Genomic DNA, 19,309 nt, shown 5'->3' with positions numbered 1-19,309 from the left:
TCTGATGTTTGTTGGCAGATGTTTATTTTCTGCTCAAAATTAACATAGCAATATTTTATTTCTTTTGAAAATAATTTATGCTGATTTTTCAAAATAATTGGAATATTTCATTCTTTGGCAGTATGGTTATGCCAATTGGTAAGTGAAAAAAGCTTGAAAAACAACATATTTTCAGGAGTCTGAATGAGAAAGCTGTTATTACTGCTGTGTTGCTGGTGCAGTGCTACTGTTGCAGCCTTTGCTGAGGAACAGTTTAGTACCGATGTGCCCTTGCTGCGGCAGGAACAGTTGAACAGCACATTTTGGCAGACGAAACTCACCGCTGCCAACAAACTGCTGTTAAATGCCGAGCAGATAGCGGTGCGTAACCAGCAAACGTTTAACCAGCAGACTGAAATGCGGCTATTGCAAAACCTGCCTGCGCATTACAAAAAAGCTGAGCTGACGGCCATTCTGCAGGCTGTTAGCAGTGTACCTGAAACGCCGCGCTTTTATGCAGATGGTAGCGAGGTAACGCCAAAGCAGTGGCAAGGCTACACGGCATTACTGGCGCAAAAACAGATCAAACCGAAAACGGCAATACAGTTTGGCCTAGTTGTGAAACGCACCGCGTTGCGTGCCTTTCCTACCGATGACCGGGTTTTTAATGCGCAATTAAATACCGACCTGGATCGCTTTGCTGAAACCGCACTATTTGTCGCTGATGCCGTAGCAGTGCTACACCATAGCCAGGATAAGCAGTGGCTGCTGGTGCACAGTTTTAATTATACCGGCTGGGTAAGGGCAGCTGATATTGCTATTGGCAGCAAAGAGCAGGTGTTTGCCTATACCGTTAAGGAGCCTTTTCTGGTTACCACCGGCGCTAAGGTTCGTACCGCTTATAACCCTGAAGTAGAGGCTATTTCCGAATTGCAGCTGGATATGGGTATTCGTTTGCCGCAACTTAGCGCAGCAGATACCGGTTTTAAAGTGCATGGTCAAAATCCGGCAGCCAGTTATATAGTGCAGCTACCGCTGCGCCGTGCAGATGGTAGCCTGGCTTTTACAGCGGCGCTTATACCGCGCTCAGAAGATATACATCGGGGATATCTGCCGTTTACGGCCAGTAATATTGTGGCGCAGGCGTTTAAGTTTTTAGGTGAGCGCTACGGCTGGGGCCATGATTACAATGGCCGCGACTGCACCGGCTTTATTTCAGAAATTTTTCGCAGTTTCGGCTTTTTAATGCCGCGTAACTCCGGTCAGCAGGGCAACGGAACTTACGGCAGTAATATCCGCTTTGACAGCCAAAGCAGTAAAGATGACAAGCTAACGGCCATACAGCAGGCGCAGGTTGGCGATTTACTGTATTTCCCCGGCCATGTCTCACTGTATCTGGGCATGGTGAATGAACAGCCGTTTATGATCCACGATGTAAATACCCTGGTGTACCCAACTACTGATAGCGGGCTTTATGTCGGCACCTTAAACGGTGTAGTGGTTACGCCATTACTGCCATTAAATGCGAATCCGGAGCAATCTTATCTGGATGCGCTCTATGCTATTAAATCACTGCGTTAACAGAGGCAACTATGAAAATAACTGATATCAGGCTGGGTATGTTACGTGTGCCTCTGAAAACCCCGTTTAAAACTGCACTGCGCACCGTAAACGCCATCGAAGATGTGGTGGTAATGGTAGAAACCGATACCGGTCACGTTGGTTATGGCTCAGCACCTGCCACAGCAGTGATCACCGGTGATATTCATGGTTCTATTATCGAAGCCATCCGCACAGTGATTAAACCGAAGATTGTTGGGCAGGAAGTGGCTGACTTAAACCATATTATCCGCCTTATACAAAGCTGCATAATGAAAAACTACAGCGCTAAGGCGGCGGTAGAAATGGCGGTTTATGACCTGTTCGCGCAACTGTACAAAGCGCCGCTATATAAAATCCTTGGTGGTGGTGTGCCTAAAATAACTACGGATATTACCATCAGTGTAGATTACATCGACAAAATGGTGGCCGATTCATTAAGCGCAATTGACCGTGGCTTTGAAACCTTAAAGGTGAAAGTAGGCAAAGATATTGGTGTTGACATTGAGCGGGTTAAAGCGATTTATGCTGCAGTTGAAGGCAAAGCGTTAATCCGGCTGGATGCCAACCAGGGCTGGACAGCAAAAGAAGCGGTATATGCACTGCATAAACTTGAAGACGCCGGTGTCCGGCTGGAGCTGGTCGAGCAACCGGTTAAAGCTTATGATTTGGAAGGCTTAAAGTACATTACTGAGCGTGTGCATACGCCGGTAATGGCTGATGAAAGCAGCTTTGGCCCGCGTGAGGTCATTGACCTTATTAAAATGCGTGCTGCCGACATTATTAATATTAAGCTGATGAAAACCGGCGGCATTGCCAATGCCATTAAAATTGCCGATATCTGCTCATTTTACGATATGCAATGCATGATAGGCTGTATGCTGGAGGGCAGTGTCAGCGTTGCGGCGGCTGTGCATGTGGCGGTGGCAAAATCAGATGTGATTACCAAAATCGACCTGGATGGGCCGTCACTGTGCCTGTTTGATCCGGTAAAAAGCAGTGTTAAGTTTAATGATGCCGATATTACCATTGAAGATGCACCCGGACTTGGCATTACAGCTATAGAAGGGCTGGAAATGCTGCCTTAAGCCGGTTACAGCTTTTCCAGCAAATCTGCCAGCTTACTGTTTTCTTCCAACTGATAATCATTATTCAGCTGCTGGCACAGTAGTAAATACACAATATGGCACAGGTGCTGCTGTGCCAGTTGCACCAATATCGGGTTAAGCCGCACATTTTCATCGCCATGTAACACAAACAGTGCCAGATCCGCCGCCAGGCTAAGCGCATTAGTTTTATAGCTGGTAAGGCTGACAATACGGATGTGCCGCTGACGGGCAAATTTAGCCAGTTTCAACAAGTCGTTATTCTGGCCAGAATCTGACACCAGCAGCAATACACTGTTAGCGCTAAGCATACTGGTTAGCTGTAATATAACGGCAGGATCGCTGTCAGTCAGTGCCAGCTTACCCAGTTGCAATAAACGGTATTGCATATCATGGGCAACAATGCCGGACTGGCCAAAACCCGCTATCAGAATTTTATCCGCCTGCGACAGCACATCGGCCACATCAAGCAGCGTTTTCTCAGTGTTAATTTCCAGCAAGGCACGAAAATGATGTTGCAGGCTAAACTGCAGCTGCTCTACCAGTGTCAGCAATGTATTGGGCTGAGGCTGATGTTCATTGGTGTCACGTTGCAGGGTCGATGCGGTAATAACCGCTTCACTTACTGCCAGTTTTAAATCCGGGTAGCCTTTATAGCCCAGCTTCTGGCAAAACTTTACCACACTCGACTGGCTGATCCCCACGGCGTCGGCCAGTTGTTGCGAAGAGTAATCGCGCAGCAAGTGTGCGTTGTCTAAAATAAAATCTGCCAGCTTACGCTCAATCACTGACATTTGCTCCAGCATGCCGCGAATTTTCAGTAAACACACCATAATACGATCTTCCTTTTTGCCGGCTGCTACAGTGAGCGGGAATTTGTTATTAATACTTAGCTTCAGTATTGAATAATTTATTCTGGCTTGGCAAGTCACTGTTGCAAAAAGCACTAATACAATACCCGCCGGGCTATGTTTATGCAGGCTTGATCTTACTGCCTGATCAGCACCCCACTTTTTTCCACCAAAATCATCACCTTTGCTACAGCGCTTGTTTTTACTGTGGTTGCAATCGATCAATACATGCTGTTTTTACCTTGACAAGGGGGAAAGGGGCACCCTAAACTGTATCGTTGTGGGGATTTGTGGGTAATAGTGGATCAAATTGGGTTACCCGTAAGCCAAAGCTGTTAAATAACATACTCAGGAAGCTTAATGTTTCGTGGCTCATTTACGTTGACACTGGACGAGAAAGGCCGGTTAGCGCTACCCGCGCGCTACCGTGAATTTCTGCTGTCTGATTGTCAGGGCCATCTGATCTGTACGATTGACCTGCACGACCCCTGCTTATTGTTATACCCGCTGGCAGAGTGGGAAGAAATAGAAGAAAAACTGAAACGCCTGTCCAGCTTAAACCCGCAAGAGCGCCGCTTACAGCGCGTACTGCTGGGTAATGCCACTGATTGCGATATGGACAAAAGCGGCCGTATTTTATTGCCTGCTCCGCTTAGGCAACACGCTGGCCTGACTAAGGGCATCCGCCTGGTTGGCCAGTTAAATAAATTTGAAATCTGGGATGAAACAGCCTGGCATGAGCGGCTTGCTGCAGATATTGCATTAGAGCAAGCGCAGGCCGGCGATGTTGAATTGTCAGAACGATTACAGGACTTTGCACTGTAAAATGACTACTGTGGCGCATATTTCCGTTCTGCTGCAAGAAGCTCTGGACGGATTAGCAATAAAACCAGACGGCTGCTACCTTGACGGTACGTTCGGCCGTGGTGGCCATAGCCGGGCTATTTTATCTTTATTAGGCCCGCAAGGCCGTTTATTTGCTATAGATCGCGACCCCACCGCGATAGCTGCTGCCGAGCCACTTAAGGCAGATCCCCGCTTTCATATCACCCACAGCCCCTTTGCCGCCCTGGCAACTATTGCTGAGCAGTTGCACATCAACGGTGCACTTGATGGCATTTTACTCGATCTTGGCGTGTCCTCCCCACAATTGGACGATGCCGATCGGGGTTTTAGTTTTATGCGCGACGGCCCGCTGGATATGCGGATGGACCCAAGCTCAGGCATCAGTGCTGCAAAATGGCTGGCTGAGGCTGACGTAGAGGACATCAGTTTTGTATTGCGGGAATACGGTGAGGAGAAGTTTGCCTGGCGTATAGCACAGGCCATCGTGGCTGCACGTACAGAAACGCAAATAACCCGTACGGCACAGTTGGCAAAGCTGATAAGTGACAGCGTACCCAAAAGCAATAAAGAGAAAAAACATCCGGCTACGCGCAGTTTTCAGGCGATCCGTATTTATATTAACAGTGAGCTGGAACAGGTGCACCAGGCCTTACAAGCTGCCATGCAGGTGTTAAAACCCGGCGGCCGCCTGGTGGTTATCAGTTTTCATTCACTGGAAGACCGGCTGGTTAAACAGTTTATGCGCCGCCATGCCAAAGGTGAACCTGTACCCCGCGGTATACCGCTGACAGCCGCGCAAATGCAACAGCGCACCGAGCTTACGCTGATTGGTAAAGCCATTATGCCATCTGAGCAAGAGCTTGAAGTCAACCCCAGGGCGCGTAGCGCAGTGCTACGCATAGCTGAGAAGCAGCGCCATGAGTAATATCAGCCTGCATCGCTTAATTGGCCAGGACTGGCGGACACAAAAGTGGCTGGCGCTGTTGCTGCTGGCTTGCATTGCCTCGGCATTGACGGTAGTGCATTTTGCCCATTTAAACCGCCAGCTCACCATAGCGCAGGACGGTTTATACCAGCAACGCGATCAGTTGGACATAGAGTGGCGCAACCTGTTGCTGGAGCAACGGGCATTGTCTGAACACAGCCGGGTAGAAGATATCGCCCGTAATAAATTGCAAATGTTACGTCCCGCCGGTGAGCGGGATGTCGCGGTGACACAGCCATGAGCCGGGCTAAGAAAGCACCTCAGGCTAAAGCCAGAACATCACCTTCGGTGTTGGGCTGGCGTTTTGCTTTTGTGCTGCTGAGTTTAACGGCAGTATTTACCGCTCTGGTAGTCCGTGCTGCCTGGTTGCAGGTAATAGAGCCGGATATGCTGGTAAGCCAGGGCGATGCCCGTAGCCTGCGGGTAGAGTCAGACAGCGTGCTGCGTGGCATGATAGTTGATCGTAACGGTGAAGAACTGGCCGTTAGCGTTGGGGTTGAGGCTATCTGGGCTGATCCGAAAGTGGTTATTGAGCGCAATGCCGCAGCTGATGAAAGGCGCTGGCATGCTCTGGCAGACATACTGCAACTGACACCGGCACAGTTACTAAACCGGATTGGCGACAACCCGCAGCGCCGCTTTGTTTACTTGCAACGTCAGGTTAATCCGGCAGTGGTTGACTATGTAAAAAAACTCAAAGTGCCGGGCATTTATTTCCGCCAGGAATCACGCCGCTATTACCCTGCAGGTGAAGTTACCGCGCAACTGCTGGGCTTTACCAATGTTGACGACGTTGGCGTAGAAGGCATTGAAAAACGTTTTGATGAGCTGTTAACCGGTACTGCCGGGCGCAAAGTTTTCCGTAAAGACGCCAAAGGCCGGGAAATTGAAGTGATTGAACGGGCCCAGGCGCAGGCGCCTGGCAATGTACAGCTAAGTATTGATCAGCGTATTCAGTCGGTAACGTACCGCGAGCTGAAAAAAGCCGTACTGGCACATGGTGCTACTTCAGGCTCAGCTATAGTGGTAGATGTATTAACCGGTGAAGTGCTGGCGATGGTAAACAGCCCATCGTTTAACCCTAACAACCGGCGTAATACGCCGTCTTACCTGTTTCGCAACCGCGCCATTGCCGACACCTTTGAACCCGGTTCAACCATGAAGCCACTGGCGGTATTAAGCGCACTGGAGTTTGGTTCAGCCAAATTAAATGCGGTTGTTAATACCTCGCCGGGCTATATGCGTATTGGTGGTAGCTGGGTACGTGATGCCAACAACTATAACAACCTCAGCCTGACCGGCATTATTCAGAAATCAAGCAATATTGGTGTGAGCAAACTGGTGTTGGATATGCCGGTAGAGCACGTTATTGGCTTGTACGCGAATATGGGATTGGGCATAGATACCGGCCTTGGCCTGAATGGCGAAAGTGGTGGCATGTTAAGCCACCGCCGGCGCTGGTCCGACTTTGAGCGTGCCACCTTATCTTTTGGTTATGGCTTGTCAGTTACCGCAGCTCAGCTGGCAAAGGTGTATGCCACTATGGCCAATGGCGGCATCAGCCGGCCACTGACTATTTTAAAATCAGATCAGCCGCATTCTGGCGAGCAGGTGTTGGCCCCTGAACATGCTGCGGCAATGTTAGAAATGATGGAAGCCAATATTATGCCGGGCGGCACGGCCACCCGTGCGCAGGTTAAGGGGTACCGTGTTGGTGGTAAAACGGGTACTGCACGTAAAGCCATAGCCGGCGGCTACGGTGATGACTATGTTGCTTCATTCGCTGGTGTTGGCCCGGTGTCTAATCCCAGGCTGGCCTGTGTCGTGGTAATTAACGAACCAGCAGGTGATTTTTATCACGGCGGCGAAATTGCTGCCCCGGTGTTTGCCAATATTATGGGGGCAACCATGCAACTACTTAACCTGGTTCCGGATAGCAACAGCCAGCCGAAACGCTCTGCCGTAACGGGAGGCCGCAATGCCGGTTAATGCCCGCAGCTGGTTAGCTGCTTATGATATCAGCGCTCCCGATGTTCAGGTGCAGCAATTACAGTTGGATAGCCGCAAAGTGGGCGCCGGTGATGTGTTTCTGGCTATACCGGGCGTGCAGCAGCATGGCAGCCAGTTTATCAGCAAAGCGCTGGCGCAGGGGGCTGCCCTTGTATTAACTGACAGCGGTAGCTACACCGACGAGCGTATTCTGGTGTTACCGCAGTTAACTCAAATACTGCCGCAGTTAGTAAGCGCATTTTATCAGCAACCGGCTGCACAACTGCAACTGGTAGGTATTACCGGTACTAACGGTAAATCCAGCATAGCGTTTTTTATTAATCAGCTGGCAGAACTGCTGGCTACTAATGCTGCGGTTATCGGTACTCTGGGGTATGGCTATTATCAACAACTGACAACCTTACCTAACACCACGCCACACTTTGTTGATTTACAACGTATTCTTGCTGAATTTTTTAGCTCAGACGTTAAGCTGGCGGCGATGGAAGTGTCATCCCATGCGTTAGTACAACAGCGGGTTGCCGGTTTACATTTTAATGTGGCGGTATTTACCAACCTGACACGCGACCACCTTGATTACCACGGCACTATGGCTGAATACGGTGCTGCTAAAGCCCTGTTATTTAAACCGGAACTTAGCCAGGCCGCAGTTATTAACGTTTCTGATGAGTTTGGCCGTGCTTTGGCAGCACAGTGTGTCAATCCGCTGTTTGTCTATGGCAAAGCAGAAGACTGTAACGGCTTTGAGCGTTATCTGGCGTATTCAGATGTGGTGCCAATGGTAAATGGCTATCAGGTTCGCCTTAGCAGCCATTTGGGCGAGTTCAGCCTGCAACTGCCGCTGTTGGGCGAGTTTAATATTCAAAACGTGCTGGCCGCTATTGGTGCCCTGTATATGCTGGGCCAGCCACTGAATAGCCTTATTGACGCTGCCGGGCAGTTAAAAGCCGTACCTGGGCGGATGGAACAGTTTGTTTTTCCACAGCAGTTTACTGCGGTTATTGATTACGCCCATACGCCCGACGCACTGCAGCAGGCCTTACAGTCACTGCGTATGCACTGTGCCAGCCGCCTGTGGTGTGTATTTGGCTGCGGCGGTGACAGAGATCGTGGTAAACGGCCGCTAATGGGGCAACTGGCAGAATTGTTCGCCGACCATATTATTATTACCGCCGATAATCCGCGTAGCGAAGATGTTGTGGCAATTTGCGAAGAAATTGCAGCAGGCATGAGCCCGGACGCCAGTTACCAGATAGAGCCATCCCGTAAAGCCGCTATCAAGCTGGCACTGGCCAGTGCGCAGCCCGGCGATATTGTTCTGGTTGCTGGTAAAGGACATGAAACAGTACAGATTATTGGCGCAGAAGTTCGCCAGTACGACGAGCGTGCATATTTGCAGCAACTGGTTGCGGAGATGTCATTATGATTAGCTTACGCTGTTCCGACATAACTGAAATCTTAAATGGCAGCCTGCTCGGTGACGATGTCACAGTAACGTCAGTCAGTACCGACAGCCGCAGTATCAGTGCAGGTGAGTTGTTTATTGCCTTAAAGGGGCCGAATTTCGACGGCACAGCTTTTGTTGCTGAAGTTAAAGCCAAAGGCGCCATTGCAGTGGTAACAGAGCATCAGGTGTCTGAAGCTATCAGCCAGATTGTAGTGCAGGACACCCGCCTGGCGCTGGGGCAGCTGGCTGCTGCGGTAAAAGCCAGGCTGGCACCAAAAACTATTGCGGTTACCGGTAGTGCCGGTAAAACCACCGTTAAAGAAATGATGGCAGCCATTTTAAGCCGCCGTGGCCAGGTGTTATCAACCCAGGGCAATTTTAATAACGATATCGGCGTACCGCTTACCATGCTGCGCCTGACAGAAAAACACAACTACGCGGTGCTGGAGTTAGGGGCAAATCATCAGGGCGAAATTGCCTACACCACCTCACTGGCTAAGCCGGATGTGGCCATTATTACCAATGTTGCGGCATCGCATTTAGAAGGCTTTGGTGATGTTTATGGTGTGGCGCGCGCCAAAGGCGAGATTTTCAATGGTTTGTCAGCACAGGGGCTTGCCATATTGCCTGCTGACAGCGAATACCGCGATTATTGGTTAAAACGGCTTGAAGGCAAAACGGTAATCCAGTTTTCAGCTACCGGGCCAGCCGATTATTATGCCGAAGGTATCGTACTGGACACACAGGGCTGCGCCGGTTTTGAGCTTATCTGCCCGGCAGGCCGCCAGTTTATTCAACTGACTATCCCCGGGCGGCACAATGTAGCCAATGCACTGGCTGCAGCTGCCGCTTGTATCGCTGTTGGCGCCACGCTGACTGATGTGCAGTTGGGGTTGGCACAAATGCAGGCGGTAAAAGGCCGTACCAATGTCAAAATGGTTAACCCGCAACTGCGTATTATCGATGATACCTACAACGCCAATGTCGAGTCGGTAAAGGCGGCAATTGATCTGCTGGCATCGTATTCCGGTTACCGGGTGCTGGTGTTCGGCGACATGGGCGAACTGGGTGCAGATGCCCGTTTATACCATGAAGAGATTGGTTTATACGCAAAAAAATCAGGTATTAATCTGTTGTTCACCCTTGGCGTGTTATCACAGAGCGCCAGTGACTTGTTCAATGGACAAGGCGCTCATTTCAGTTCGCGCCAGGCGTTGTTACAGCGCCTGTTGCCGATAGTGTCAGAACAACAGGAAGTCACCCTGCTAGTGAAAGGTTCGCGTAGCGCGAAAATGGAATTAGTCGTGCAAGACTTGCTAGAAAGATGTCAGCAGGAGAACAGCCCATGCTAGTTTGGTTGGCCGAGTATTTAACCCAATACTACAGCTTTTTTAATGTATTCAGTTACTTAACATTTCGTGCCATACTGGGTATTTTAACGTCATTACTCTTAAGCCTGTATTTAGGGCCTAAGCTTATTGCGCGTTTGCAACTGATGCAAATTGGCCAGGTGGTACGTAACGACGGCCCGCAAAGCCATTTCTCGAAAAAAGGCACTCCAACCATGGGAGGGCTGCTGATCTTAGGCTCAGTGCTGTTAAGCACCTTGCTATGGGCCGATCTGGATAATAAATATGTCTGGGTAGTGCTGTTTGTGCTGGTTAGCTTCGGCCTGATTGGCTTTGTAGATGATTACCGTAAAGTGATCCGCAAAGATCCCAAAGGCCTGATAGCCCGCTGGAAATACTTCTGGCAGTCGCTGTTTGCTATTGCTACCGCCGCCTTCTTATATTTTACCGCCGAGCGCCCGGCTGAAACTGCACTGTTGGTGCCGTTTCTTAAAGACGTTATGCCGCAGCTGGGCATATTGTTTATTGCGCTGAGTTATTTTGTCATTGTCGGCACCAGCAATGCCGTCAACCTGACTGACGGCCTCGATGGCCTGGCCATCGTGCCTACTATTATGGTGGCGTCAGCGTTTGCCATTATTGCTTACGCCAGCGGCAACGTGAATTTTTCCGGTTATCTGAATATCCCTTATCTGCCTTACGCCGGTGAACTGGTGGTAGTGTGCGCGGCTTTAGTGGGCGCAGGCCTGGGCTTTTTGTGGTTTAACACCTATCCGGCACTGGTATTTATGGGCGATGTTGGCTCACTGGCGCTGGGTGCGGTACTGGGCGTTATCGCCATTCTGGTGCGGCAGGAAATCGTGCTGTTTATTATGGGCGGTGTCTTTGTGATGGAAACGCTGTCGGTAATCTTGCAGGTAGGTTCTTACAAATTACGCGGCCAGCGTATTTTCCGTATGGCGCCTATTCACCACCACTATGAATTAAAAGGCTGGCCTGAGCCACGCGTGATAGTGCGGTTCTGGATTTTATCCATCATCTTTGTGCTGGTGGGCCTTGCCACCCTGAAACTGAGATAACGATGGTATTAACGGAGACACAGAGTTTAATGATGCAGTATTTAGCAAAAAAACGCATAGCAGTTGTAGGGCTGGGCCTGTCGGGTCTGGCCACTGTGCGTTTTCTGTTAAGCCTGGGCGTTAAACCTGTGCTGATGGACAGCCGCAGCAAACCTGCCGGTATCGAACAGATTGCTGCTGAAAAGGTAGATGGTATTTATTTAGGCGAGCTGGATGCCAACAGGCTGGCCAAGATGGACATTATTATCCTAAGCCCCGGGTTATCGCCAACACATCCGGCTATCCGCTTTGCGGTAGCACAGGGCGTTGAGCTACTGGGCGATGTTGAGTTATTTGCCCGCTTTAATAATAAGCCGGTGGTGGCTATTACCGGCTCTAACGGTAAATCTACCGTAACAATGCTGGTAGAAGCCATGCTCAAATGCAGTGGTATAAAAGCACTGGCAGCGGGCAATATCGGCTTACCAGTGCTTGATGCTATAGCTCAGCAAGACGTTGATGTATTTGTGCTGGAACTGTCCAGCTTTCAGCTGGATACCACAACAGGCCTGCATAGTGTCGCCAGCTGTATTTTAAATGTCAGTGCTGATCACTTAGATCGTTACCGGGATATGGCAGCTTATGCCGCGTCTAAACAGCGGGTATATCAGCACACCCAACTGGCGGTATTTAATTTAGCCGATAGCGCCACCACACCGGAAAATTGTGCGCACACGCTGGGTATTAAGCTGGCCGATTCTGCCTACGGCATTACTGTTGTTGACGGTCATCGCTGGTTAAACGTGGCTGGTGAACCGCTGCTGCCTGTTAGTGAAATGACACTGTTTGGCGCTCACAACGAATTTAATGCCCTGGTAGCAAGCGCTTTAGCGCTGGCTGCCGGTGCCAGCCGTGCCGGGTTAATCAGTGCGTTAAAGCAATTTGTATCTTTGCCGCACCGCTGCATTTTAGTAGCCGACAAAAACGCCGTGCGCTGGATTAACGACTCCAAAGCCACCAATATTGGCGCTACGCTGGCGGCCATTGCCGGTTTGCGCCCGGCAGTAACAGGTAAGCTGATTTTAATTGCTGGTGGAGACGGCAAAGGCGCTGATATGGCCGAGCTTAAACCGGTGTTAGACAGCGATGTACAGCAACTGATTACACTGGGGCAGGACGGCCCGGCCATAGCGGCGCTTAAAACCGGCAGTATTCAGGTGAAAACTATACAGGACGCAGTAAAAACGGCGGCAAAGCTTGCTGTGCCAGGCGATATGGTATTGTTGTCACCGGCTTGTGCCAGCCTGGATATGTTTAAAAGTTATGCAGATCGTGGCGAGCAGTTTGCTGCCGCTGTTAAGGCGGAGGTGCTATGAAACAGCTGGCACTGGATACGCTGAGAAATCAGCTGCAAAACCCGCTGCACATTATTAGCAGTTGGTGGAATGCCGATGATGGCGCCGCTTATGACAAACTGTTTCTTACCTTACTGCTGCTTATTCTGGCGGTGGGAGTGGTAATGGTTACCAGCGCATCGGTGCCGGTGGCTGCCCGGTTACATGGCAACGAACTGCATTTTACTATCCGCCATCTGGTGTATCTGGGGCTGGGCTTTTCTGCCGCTCTGGTGGTAATAAATATTCCGGTGCAGTGGTGGCACAACAGCAATATGTTACTGCTGTTTACCGGGCTGGCGCTGTTGGTAGCCGTATTACTGTTTGGCCGCAACGTTAACGGTAGTACCCGCTGGTTAGCCATTGGCCCTATTGGTTTGCAGTCGGCCGAGCCTGCCAAGCTGTTCTTCTTTGTTTATTTATCCAGTTATCTGGTACGGCGCCATGAAGAAGTGCGCGAAAATTTAAAAGGCTTCTTAAAACCTTTGCTGGTGTTATTTGCCTTTGCGGTATTACTACTGATGCAGCCGGATTTAGGCACCGTAATTGTCATGTTTGCCACAGCGGTAGCTCTGCTGTTTTTGGCCGGAGCCAAATTGTGGCAGTTCTTCGGTCTTATTTTTACCGGCCTGATGGCGATTGGCGTACTAATTATATACAGCGAGTACCGCTGGAAACGGGTAACCGCATTTTTAGACCCCTGGGCAGATCCTTTTGGCAGTGGGTATCAGTTAACGCAGTCGTTAATGGCGTTTGGCCGGGGCGGCTGGTTTGGTCAGGGCCTGGGTAACAGCATTCAGAAGCTGGAATACCTGCCTGAAGCGCATACCGATTTTATTCTGGCCGTTATTGCCGAAGAAACCGGCTTTATTGGTGTAACCCTGCTGCTGGCGCTGATTTTTATGCTGGTGTATCGCGCACTGTGGATAGGCCAGCGTGCGTTGGCAAAAAATATGAGCTTCCACGGCTTTTTAGCTTATGCGCTGGCAATCTGGATTGGTTTTCAGTCAGCGGTAAATATTGGTGTGGCCACCGGCGCTTTACCTACTAAAGGTTTAACGCTGCCGTTTGTCAGCTCTGGCGGTAGCAGTTTAATTATTATGCTGGCCACTGCAGCATTGTTATTACGGATAGATTTTGAAGTGCGGCTAAAAGGCAAGCATGCCATCAGCGGAGGCCGTAATGACTAAACCGCGTATTCTGATTATGGCCGGCGGCACCGGCGGGCATATTTTTCCGGCGCAGGCGGTGGCTACGGCGCTGTCTGCTGCCGGTTGGCAAATTCACTGGTTGGGCACGGCTAACCGGATGGAAGCCACTTTAGTGCCGCAATTTGGCTGGCCATTTCACACTATTGATGTCGCCGGGCTGCGTGGTAAAGGTGTGTTGTCTCTGATCAGCGCGCCCTGGATGCTGGTTAAATCACTATTGCAGGCGCGCCAGGTGCTTAACACGGTGCAACCGGATCTGGTACTGGGGTTTGGCGGTTATGCCAGCGGCCCCGGTGGCGTGGCAGCCTGGTTAAAACGGTTGCCGTTGTTTATTCACGAGCAAAATGCCGTAGCTGGCAGCACCAACCGGCTGCTGGCAAAACTGGCCCGTAAGGTGCTGGTGGCCTTTCCTGCGGCTTTTGCCGGTAACAGCAAACAGCAGTTGGTGGGTAATCCGGTACGGGCAGAGCTTATTAATGTTGCCGCAGCGCATGATTACAGCGGCAGTTTAAAAGTATTGGTAGTAGGCGGCAGTTTAGGGGCGCAGGCGTTAAACGATAAGTTACCGGCCATTTTTGCCAAAGCTTCACAAACCGGCGCGCTTGAAGTACGCCACCAAACCGGCAAGGCCATGCAACTGCAAACAGAGCAACAGTATCAGCAACTGGGCAATGCCAATTTAACTGCACAAGCCAGTGCCTTTATTGACGATATGGCACAGGCCTATGCCTGGGCCGATGTGGTTATATGCCGTGCCGGCGCCTCTACGGTTAGCGAGCTGGCCTGTGCAGGTGTTGCAGCGGTGTTTGTACCGCTGCCAGGTGCGATAGACGATCACCAGAGTGCCAACGCCCGCTGGTTAACAGAACAGGGTGCAGCCTTGTTGCTGGCGCAGCACGAGTTAACAGAACAACGTTTGCTGCCGCTGCTGCAGCAATGGTTAAACAGTAAAGCACCGTTACAGCAAATGGCCGTCAAAGCGCGTGCCTGTGCGTTGGATCATGCAACAGCACAGGTAGTGGCGCTATGTCAGCAGGTAGTAGGTCAGCAAGTAGCAGGACAGAATTTATGATAAGTACACCGCAACAGAAAAAACTCGCCATGCGCCGCGTTGAGCGTATTCACTTTGTCGGCATTGGTGGTGCCGGCATGGGCGGTATTGCCGAAGTGCTGCTTAACGAAGGTTATAACGTATCGGGCTCTGACATAGCGCCTAATGCCGTTACCGAGCGCTTAATTACACTGGGTGCCAGCGTATTGTTTGGCCATGATGCTGACCATGTTAACGGCGCCAGTGTGGTCGTTGTTTCCAGTGCTATTAATAGTGCCAACCCCGAGGTTGCTGCAGCGCGTGCGTTACGCATTCCTGTAGTGCGCCGCGCTGAAATGCTGGGCGAGCTGATGCGCTTTCGTCATGGTATTGCCGTTGCCGGTACGCACGGTAAAACCACTACCACCAGTTTGCTGGCATCGGTTTTCGCTGAAGCCGGTACCGACCCTACATTTGTTATTGGTGGTCTGCTTAATTCAGCCGGTTCTAACGCGCGGCTGGGCAGCGGCCGTTATTTAATTGCTGAAGCCGACGAGAGCGACGCCTCTTTTCTGCATTTACAGCCGCTGGCTACTGTGATCACCAATATCGAAGCTGATCACATGGACACCTATCAGGGCGACTTTGAAAAGCTAAAAGCTACTTATCTGGAGTTTTGCCACAATCTGCCATTTTACGGCGTGGTCGTGGTATGTATTGACGATCCGGTGCTGCGCGCGCTGATCCCGCAAATCGGCCGCACCGTGCTGACATACGGTTTTAGCGACGATGCTGACTTTGTCATCAGCGATTTTAGCCAGAGCGGCACCCAAAGCCGGTTTGTAATCACCGGCAACACCGGCGGCGACAGCAACGGCAACCAGCGTGAAGTGATCCTGAATTTGCCCGGTAAACATAATGCATTAAATGCCACTGCCGCTTTTGCGCTGGCGCTGGATGAAGGCATCAGCGAGCAGGCCATATTGGTTGCGCTGAGCAAGTTTGAAGGCATAGGCCGGCGTTTTCAGCAGTATGGTGAGTTTGATACCGGTAACGGCAAAGTGTTGCTGCTGGACGATTACGGCCATCACCCAACTGAAGTAGCAGCCACTATTGCGGCTGCACGGGCGGCCTGGCCGCAGCGTCGCCTGGTTATGGCTTATCAGCCACACCGTTTTACCCGTACCCGTGATTTATACGAAGACTTCGCCAAAGTATTGTCCACGGTAGATAAGTTGTTGCTGCTGGAGGTGTATTCAGCCGGAGAAGCACCTATTGCCGGTGCCGACAGCCGCAGTTTATGCCGCTCTATCCGTGCCCGCGGCACGCTGGACCCAATTTATGTTGCCGAACCTGCCGAGCTGGCAGCCAGCCTGGCTGGCGTGCTACAGGATGGTGATGTAGTGCTGACGCAAGGCGCCGGTAATATAGGCACTTTAGTTAAAAAGCTGGCTGCTATGCAGCTGGATATTGAACAACTTAAAGCCAGCGCAGGAGTACAGGCATGAGTAGCAATGTAAATGCTTTTGGCAAAGTTGCCGTAATGTTTGGCGGTAACTCTGCCGAGCGCGAAGTGTCGCTGCGCTCTGGCACGGCAGTGCTAAAAGCCTTGCAGGATGCCGGGGTAAATGCGTTTGTTTTTGACCCGCAAACACAGTCACTGGCTGAGTTAGCTGCCAGCGCAGCACAGCGGGTGTTTATCGTATTACATGGCCGTGGTGGCGAAGACGGCAGCATGCAGGGCGCGCTGCAGCAGTTGGGCTTACCCTACACCGGCAGTGGTGTACTGGGCTCGGCGCTGGCGATGGATAAAATCCGCTGTAAATGGTTATTTCAGGCGCAGCAATTGCCAACAGCGCCTTTTGCGGTAGTGCATAACAACGACACCGATTTTGCCGGTTTGCTGGCCAGCCTTGGTGGCAAGGTAATGGTAAAGCCAGCCAATGAAGGTTCCAGCATTGGCATGAGTGCCGCCAGCACAGCAGCAGAGCTTGAACAGGCCATTCGCGCCGCGCTGAAATACGACAGCGAAATTTTAGTTGAGCGCTGGATAAACGGCCGCGAGTTTACTGTCGCTCTGTTAAATGGCCAGGTACTACCGGTAGTGGAGATGCGCACACCACGTGCCTTTTACGACTACGAAGCCAAATATCAGGCCAACAGTACTGAATACTTATGCCCGGCGCCATTAAGCGCAGAGCAAACCGCGGCCATGCAAGACACGGCACTTAAAGCCTTTAATGCAGTGGGTGCATCAGGTTGGGGCCGGGTAGACATTATGCTGGACCAAAGCGGCCAGCATTATTTGTTGGAAGTAAACACCGTGCCGGGTATGACAGAAAAATCACTGGTACCTATGGCGGCTAAAGCTGCGGGCCTGAGTTTTCAGCAATTAGTTCTGGCAATACTTAACCAAACCGAAGGAACAAAATAATCATGAACTGGCGCCTGCCTCAACTGCAATTTAAACAACGCCCGGCATTTTATGCCGGAGTGCTGTTTTTTATTGCTGCGGTAGCAGCGCTGGCGTGGGCTGGCACAAAAATAAGCGACTGGATGCAAAGCCAGCAAAGTGCCCCGGTGCGTCAGGTACGGTTGTACGGTGATTTTCATCATATTGATGCCACTGCACTGCACCAGACTTTGCAACAGCAATACGTTGGTAACTTTTTTAGCGTGAACGTGGATCAGGTGCAGCAGTTCCTGTTACAGCAACCCTGGGTATATCAGGTGGCCGTGCGCAAACAATGGCCTGATGCTCTGGTTGTGGTGGTAACAGAACAACGGCCGGTAGCAATCTGGAATCAGCAGCAATTACTTAATACACAGGGCGAGGTGTTTCAGGCGCCCGTAGAACAGCTGAAAACAGCATTGCCAATGCTAACCGGCCCCGAAGGCAGCCAGCAGGATGCACTTGCCATGTTCCGCCATATGCAGGGCTTGCTGGCTCTGCATAAATTTAATGCCGTGGCGCTGGGTTTAACCGAGCGCTTTTCCTGGCAGGTAAGCCTGAGCAATGGCGTTGCACTAAAGCTGGGGCGTGAAGATACCTTAAAACGGCTACAACGCTTTATTGAGTTGTATCCGGTGATCAGTAAACACAAAACCGAAGCCGTAGCTGAAGTCGATTTGCGCTACGACACCGGTATAGCGGTGCGTTACAGCACTGAAGAAAAGAGAAAAGCATGACAAAGTCGTTGGATAGAGATCTGATTGTTGGCCTGGATATTGGCACTGCCCAGATAAAAGCGGTGGTGGGCGAAATTACCGCTGATGATCGCCTGAGCATTGTCGGCGTTGGTACCCATGTTTCCCGCGGTATGGATAAAGGCGGCGTGAACGATTTAAACCTGGTAGTACAGGCGGTACAGCGCGCAATTGATGAAGCCGAGCTGATGGCAGATTGCCGTGTATCGTCAGTGTATTTAGGTATTACCGGCAAACATATTCGCTGCCAGAACGAAAGCGGCATGGTGCCGATTAATGATACAGAAGTAACCGCAGAAGACGTTGCCAATGTGATCCACGCTGCTAAATCAGTGCCCATTTCGGCCGAGCGGCGCATGTTACATGTGCTGCCGCAGGAATTCTCGGTAGATATGCAGGAGGGTATTAAAAGCCCGGTAGGCATGTCTGGTGTACGGATGGAAGCCCGGGCGCACATTATTACCTGCGCCAACGACATGGCAAAAAATATTGAAAAGTGCGTTGAGCGCTGCGGCCTGCAGGTTGATCAGCTTATTTTCACCTCGCTGGCTTCCAGCTTTGCGGTGTTAACCGACGATGAAAAAGAGTTGGGTGTCTGTGTAGTGGATATGGGCGGCGGTACTATTGATATCTCAATTTATACCAATGGTGCACTGCGCCACACCGCAGTGATCCCGGTAGCCGGTAATCAGGTTACCAGCGACATTGCCAAAATTTTCCGCACGCCGTTAAGCCATGCTGAAGATATTAAAGTGCAGTATGCCTGCGCGCTGCGCAGCATGGTAGGTAAAGAAGAAAGCATCGAAGTGCCAAGCGTTGGTGGCAGGCCGGCAAGGTCTATGTCGCGCCATACGCTGGCCGAAGTGGTAGAGCCACGCTATCAGGAATTATTTGAGCTGGTGCTGGAAGAAATTCGCAGCTCTGGCCTGGAAGAGCAAATTGCTGCCGGTGTTGTACTGACCGGAGGTACCGCCAAGATGGAAGGTGCGGTGGAATTTGCCGAAGACATTTTTCAGATGCCGGTACGGGTAGGGCAACCTATGCATGTTACAGGTTTAAAAGAGTACGTACAGGACCCGGCTTATGCCAGCGTGGTAGGGCTGTTGTTGTACGGTAAAGATGCACGCACCCAGCAGAAAAAATCTGTTGATGTGCGCGATTCAGTAAGTAGCTTCGTCAAACGGATCAGCAGCTGGTTCAAAGGCGAATTTTAAGTTAGTAAGCGTAGAAACGGAGA

17 protein-coding genes are annotated in these 19,309 nt (G+C 50.9%); 16 read left to right on the top strand and 1 reads right to left on the bottom strand.

Going from position 1 to position 19,309, the window contains the following annotated elements:
- The first annotated feature begins 183 nt into the window (after positions 1 to 183).
- Positions 184 to 1,560, top strand: coding sequence for an NlpC/P60 family protein (locus M2404_RS02255; RefSeq protein ID WP_259238025.1), 1,377 nt, complete (start codon positions 184 to 186; stop codon positions 1,558 to 1,560).
- A gap of 11 nt (positions 1,561 to 1,571) precedes the next feature.
- Positions 1,572 to 2,666, top strand: a complete 1,095-nt coding sequence (locus tag M2404_RS02250; RefSeq protein ID WP_259238024.1) for a dipeptide epimerase — start codon at positions 1,572 to 1,574, stop codon at positions 2,664 to 2,666.
- A gap of 5 nt (positions 2,667 to 2,671) precedes the next feature.
- On the opposite strand, the gene M2404_RS02245 is transcribed toward M2404_RS02250, so the two are convergent.
- Positions 2,672 to 3,517, bottom strand: a complete 846-nt coding sequence (locus M2404_RS02245; protein WP_259238023.1) for a MurR/RpiR family transcriptional regulator — start codon at positions 3,515 to 3,517, stop codon at positions 2,672 to 2,674.
- Between the two features lie 378 nt (positions 3,518 to 3,895).
- Here M2404_RS02245 and mraZ point away from each other — a divergent pair, with 378 nt between their 5' ends.
- From mraZ to ftsA, 14 genes are read left to right on the top strand one after another with little or no spacing between them, the layout of a single operon-like run.
- Positions 3,896 to 4,360 carry a division/cell wall cluster transcriptional repressor MraZ gene (gene mraZ, locus M2404_RS02240; RefSeq protein ID WP_068233371.1) on the top strand — a complete coding sequence of 155 codons (465 nt, stop codon included), beginning with the start codon at positions 3,896 to 3,898 and terminating at the stop codon, positions 4,358 to 4,360.
- Position 4,361: 1 nt separating this feature from the next.
- Entirely contained in the window at positions 4,362 to 5,306 is a 945-nt protein-coding gene (rsmH, locus tag M2404_RS02235; RefSeq protein ID WP_259238021.1) for a 16S rRNA (cytosine(1402)-N(4))-methyltransferase RsmH, read from the top strand.
- A complete protein-coding gene (gene ftsL / locus M2404_RS02230) occupies positions 5,299 to 5,607 on the top strand; it encodes a cell division protein FtsL (RefSeq protein WP_259238019.1) in 309 nt (102 codons plus the stop codon). Before rsmH ends, ftsL begins: the two co-directional genes overlap by 8 nt.
- Entirely contained in the window at positions 5,604 to 7,355 is a 1,752-nt protein-coding gene (locus M2404_RS02225; RefSeq protein ID WP_259238018.1) for a penicillin-binding transpeptidase domain-containing protein, read from the top strand. Before ftsL ends, M2404_RS02225 begins: the two co-directional genes overlap by 4 nt.
- Positions 7,345 to 8,802: a UDP-N-acetylmuramoyl-L-alanyl-D-glutamate--2,6-diaminopimelate ligase gene (locus M2404_RS02220; protein ID WP_259238017.1), complete on the top strand. Its 1,458-nt coding sequence runs from the start codon at positions 7,345 to 7,347 to the stop codon at positions 8,800 to 8,802. The genes M2404_RS02225 and M2404_RS02220 overlap by 11 nt, the downstream gene beginning before the upstream one ends.
- Positions 8,799 to 10,175 carry a UDP-N-acetylmuramoyl-tripeptide--D-alanyl-D-alanine ligase gene (locus M2404_RS02215; protein ID WP_259238016.1) on the top strand — a complete coding sequence of 459 codons (1,377 nt, stop codon included), beginning with the start codon at positions 8,799 to 8,801 and terminating at the stop codon, positions 10,173 to 10,175. Before M2404_RS02220 ends, M2404_RS02215 begins: the two co-directional genes overlap by 4 nt.
- Positions 10,169 to 11,251, top strand: a complete 1,083-nt coding sequence (mraY, locus tag M2404_RS02210; RefSeq protein ID WP_259238015.1) for a phospho-N-acetylmuramoyl-pentapeptide-transferase — start codon at positions 10,169 to 10,171, stop codon at positions 11,249 to 11,251. Before M2404_RS02215 ends, mraY begins: the two co-directional genes overlap by 7 nt.
- A gap of 29 nt (positions 11,252 to 11,280) precedes the next feature.
- Positions 11,281 to 12,606: a UDP-N-acetylmuramoyl-L-alanine--D-glutamate ligase gene (gene murD, locus M2404_RS02205; RefSeq protein WP_259238014.1), complete on the top strand. Its 1,326-nt coding sequence runs from the start codon at positions 11,281 to 11,283 to the stop codon at positions 12,604 to 12,606.
- Complete coding sequence (gene ftsW, locus M2404_RS02200) at positions 12,603 to 13,814, top strand: putative lipid II flippase FtsW (protein WP_259238012.1); 1,212 nt, start codon at positions 12,603 to 12,605, stop codon at positions 13,812 to 13,814. The genes murD and ftsW overlap by 4 nt, the downstream gene beginning before the upstream one ends.
- Positions 13,807 to 14,907: an undecaprenyldiphospho-muramoylpentapeptide beta-N-acetylglucosaminyltransferase gene (murG, locus tag M2404_RS02195; protein WP_259238011.1), complete on the top strand. Its 1,101-nt coding sequence runs from the start codon at positions 13,807 to 13,809 to the stop codon at positions 14,905 to 14,907. The genes ftsW and murG overlap by 8 nt, the downstream gene beginning before the upstream one ends.
- The gene (gene murC, locus M2404_RS02190; RefSeq protein WP_259238009.1) at positions 14,904 to 16,373 is read left to right on the top strand and encodes a UDP-N-acetylmuramate--L-alanine ligase; all 1,470 of its coding nucleotides are present in this window, start codon (positions 14,904 to 14,906) and stop codon (positions 16,371 to 16,373) included. The genes murG and murC overlap by 4 nt, the downstream gene beginning before the upstream one ends.
- Entirely contained in the window at positions 16,370 to 17,299 is a 930-nt protein-coding gene (locus tag M2404_RS02185; protein WP_259238007.1) for a D-alanine--D-alanine ligase, read from the top strand. Before murC ends, M2404_RS02185 begins: the two co-directional genes overlap by 4 nt.
- Positions 17,300 to 17,301: 2 nt before the next feature.
- Positions 17,302 to 18,054 (top strand): cell division protein FtsQ/DivIB, encoded by a 753-nt coding sequence (locus tag M2404_RS02180; RefSeq protein WP_215396806.1) that lies wholly within the window; start codon positions 17,302 to 17,304, stop codon positions 18,052 to 18,054.
- On the top strand, positions 18,051 to 19,286 hold the full coding sequence (gene ftsA, locus M2404_RS02175; protein ID WP_215396805.1) for a cell division protein FtsA: 1,236 nt from the start codon (positions 18,051 to 18,053) through the stop codon (positions 19,284 to 19,286). The genes M2404_RS02180 and ftsA overlap by 4 nt, the downstream gene beginning before the upstream one ends.
- Positions 19,287 to 19,309 lie beyond the last annotated feature (23 nt).

This window comes from Rheinheimera pacifica (assembly GCF_024809855.1).
GTDB lineage: Bacteria > Pseudomonadota > Gammaproteobacteria > Enterobacterales > Alteromonadaceae > Alishewanella > Alishewanella pacifica_A.
The sequence above is the reverse complement of the archived record's forward strand: the minus strand, read 5'-3'. Positions and strand labels throughout refer to the sequence as shown.

Excerpts from the sequence above, each read along its gene's own strand:
- M2404_RS02255 (WP_259238025.1), top strand. The coding sequence starts at position 184 with ATGAGAAAGCTGTTATTACTGCTGTGTTGCTGGTGCAGTGCTACTGTT.
- M2404_RS02250 (WP_259238024.1), top strand. The coding sequence starts at position 1,572 with ATGAAAATAACTGATATCAGGCTGGGTATGTTACGTGTGCCTCTGAAA.
- M2404_RS02245 (WP_259238023.1), bottom strand. The coding sequence starts at position 3,517 with ATGGTGTGTTTACTGAAAATTCGCGGCATGCTGGAGCAAATGTCAGTG.
- mraZ (WP_068233371.1), top strand. The coding sequence starts at position 3,896 with ATGTTTCGTGGCTCATTTACGTTGACACTGGACGAGAAAGGCCGGTTA.
- rsmH (WP_259238021.1), top strand. The coding sequence starts at position 4,362 with ATGACTACTGTGGCGCATATTTCCGTTCTGCTGCAAGAAGCTCTGGAC.
- ftsL (WP_259238019.1), top strand. The coding sequence starts at position 5,299 with ATGAGTAATATCAGCCTGCATCGCTTAATTGGCCAGGACTGGCGGACA.
- M2404_RS02225 (WP_259238018.1), top strand. The coding sequence starts at position 5,604 with ATGAGCCGGGCTAAGAAAGCACCTCAGGCTAAAGCCAGAACATCACCT.
- M2404_RS02220 (WP_259238017.1), top strand. The coding sequence starts at position 7,345 with ATGCCGGTTAATGCCCGCAGCTGGTTAGCTGCTTATGATATCAGCGCT.
- M2404_RS02215 (WP_259238016.1), top strand. The coding sequence starts at position 8,799 with ATGATTAGCTTACGCTGTTCCGACATAACTGAAATCTTAAATGGCAGC.
- mraY (WP_259238015.1), top strand. The coding sequence starts at position 10,169 with ATGCTAGTTTGGTTGGCCGAGTATTTAACCCAATACTACAGCTTTTTT.
- murD (WP_259238014.1), top strand. The coding sequence starts at position 11,281 with ATGATGCAGTATTTAGCAAAAAAACGCATAGCAGTTGTAGGGCTGGGC.
- ftsW (WP_259238012.1), top strand. The coding sequence starts at position 12,603 with ATGAAACAGCTGGCACTGGATACGCTGAGAAATCAGCTGCAAAACCCG.
- murG (WP_259238011.1), top strand. The coding sequence starts at position 13,807 with ATGACTAAACCGCGTATTCTGATTATGGCCGGCGGCACCGGCGGGCAT.
- murC (WP_259238009.1), top strand. The coding sequence starts at position 14,904 with ATGATAAGTACACCGCAACAGAAAAAACTCGCCATGCGCCGCGTTGAG.
- M2404_RS02185 (WP_259238007.1), top strand. The coding sequence starts at position 16,370 with ATGAGTAGCAATGTAAATGCTTTTGGCAAAGTTGCCGTAATGTTTGGC.
- M2404_RS02180 (WP_215396806.1), top strand. The coding sequence starts at position 17,302 with ATGAACTGGCGCCTGCCTCAACTGCAATTTAAACAACGCCCGGCATTT.
- ftsA (WP_215396805.1), top strand. The coding sequence starts at position 18,051 with ATGACAAAGTCGTTGGATAGAGATCTGATTGTTGGCCTGGATATTGGC.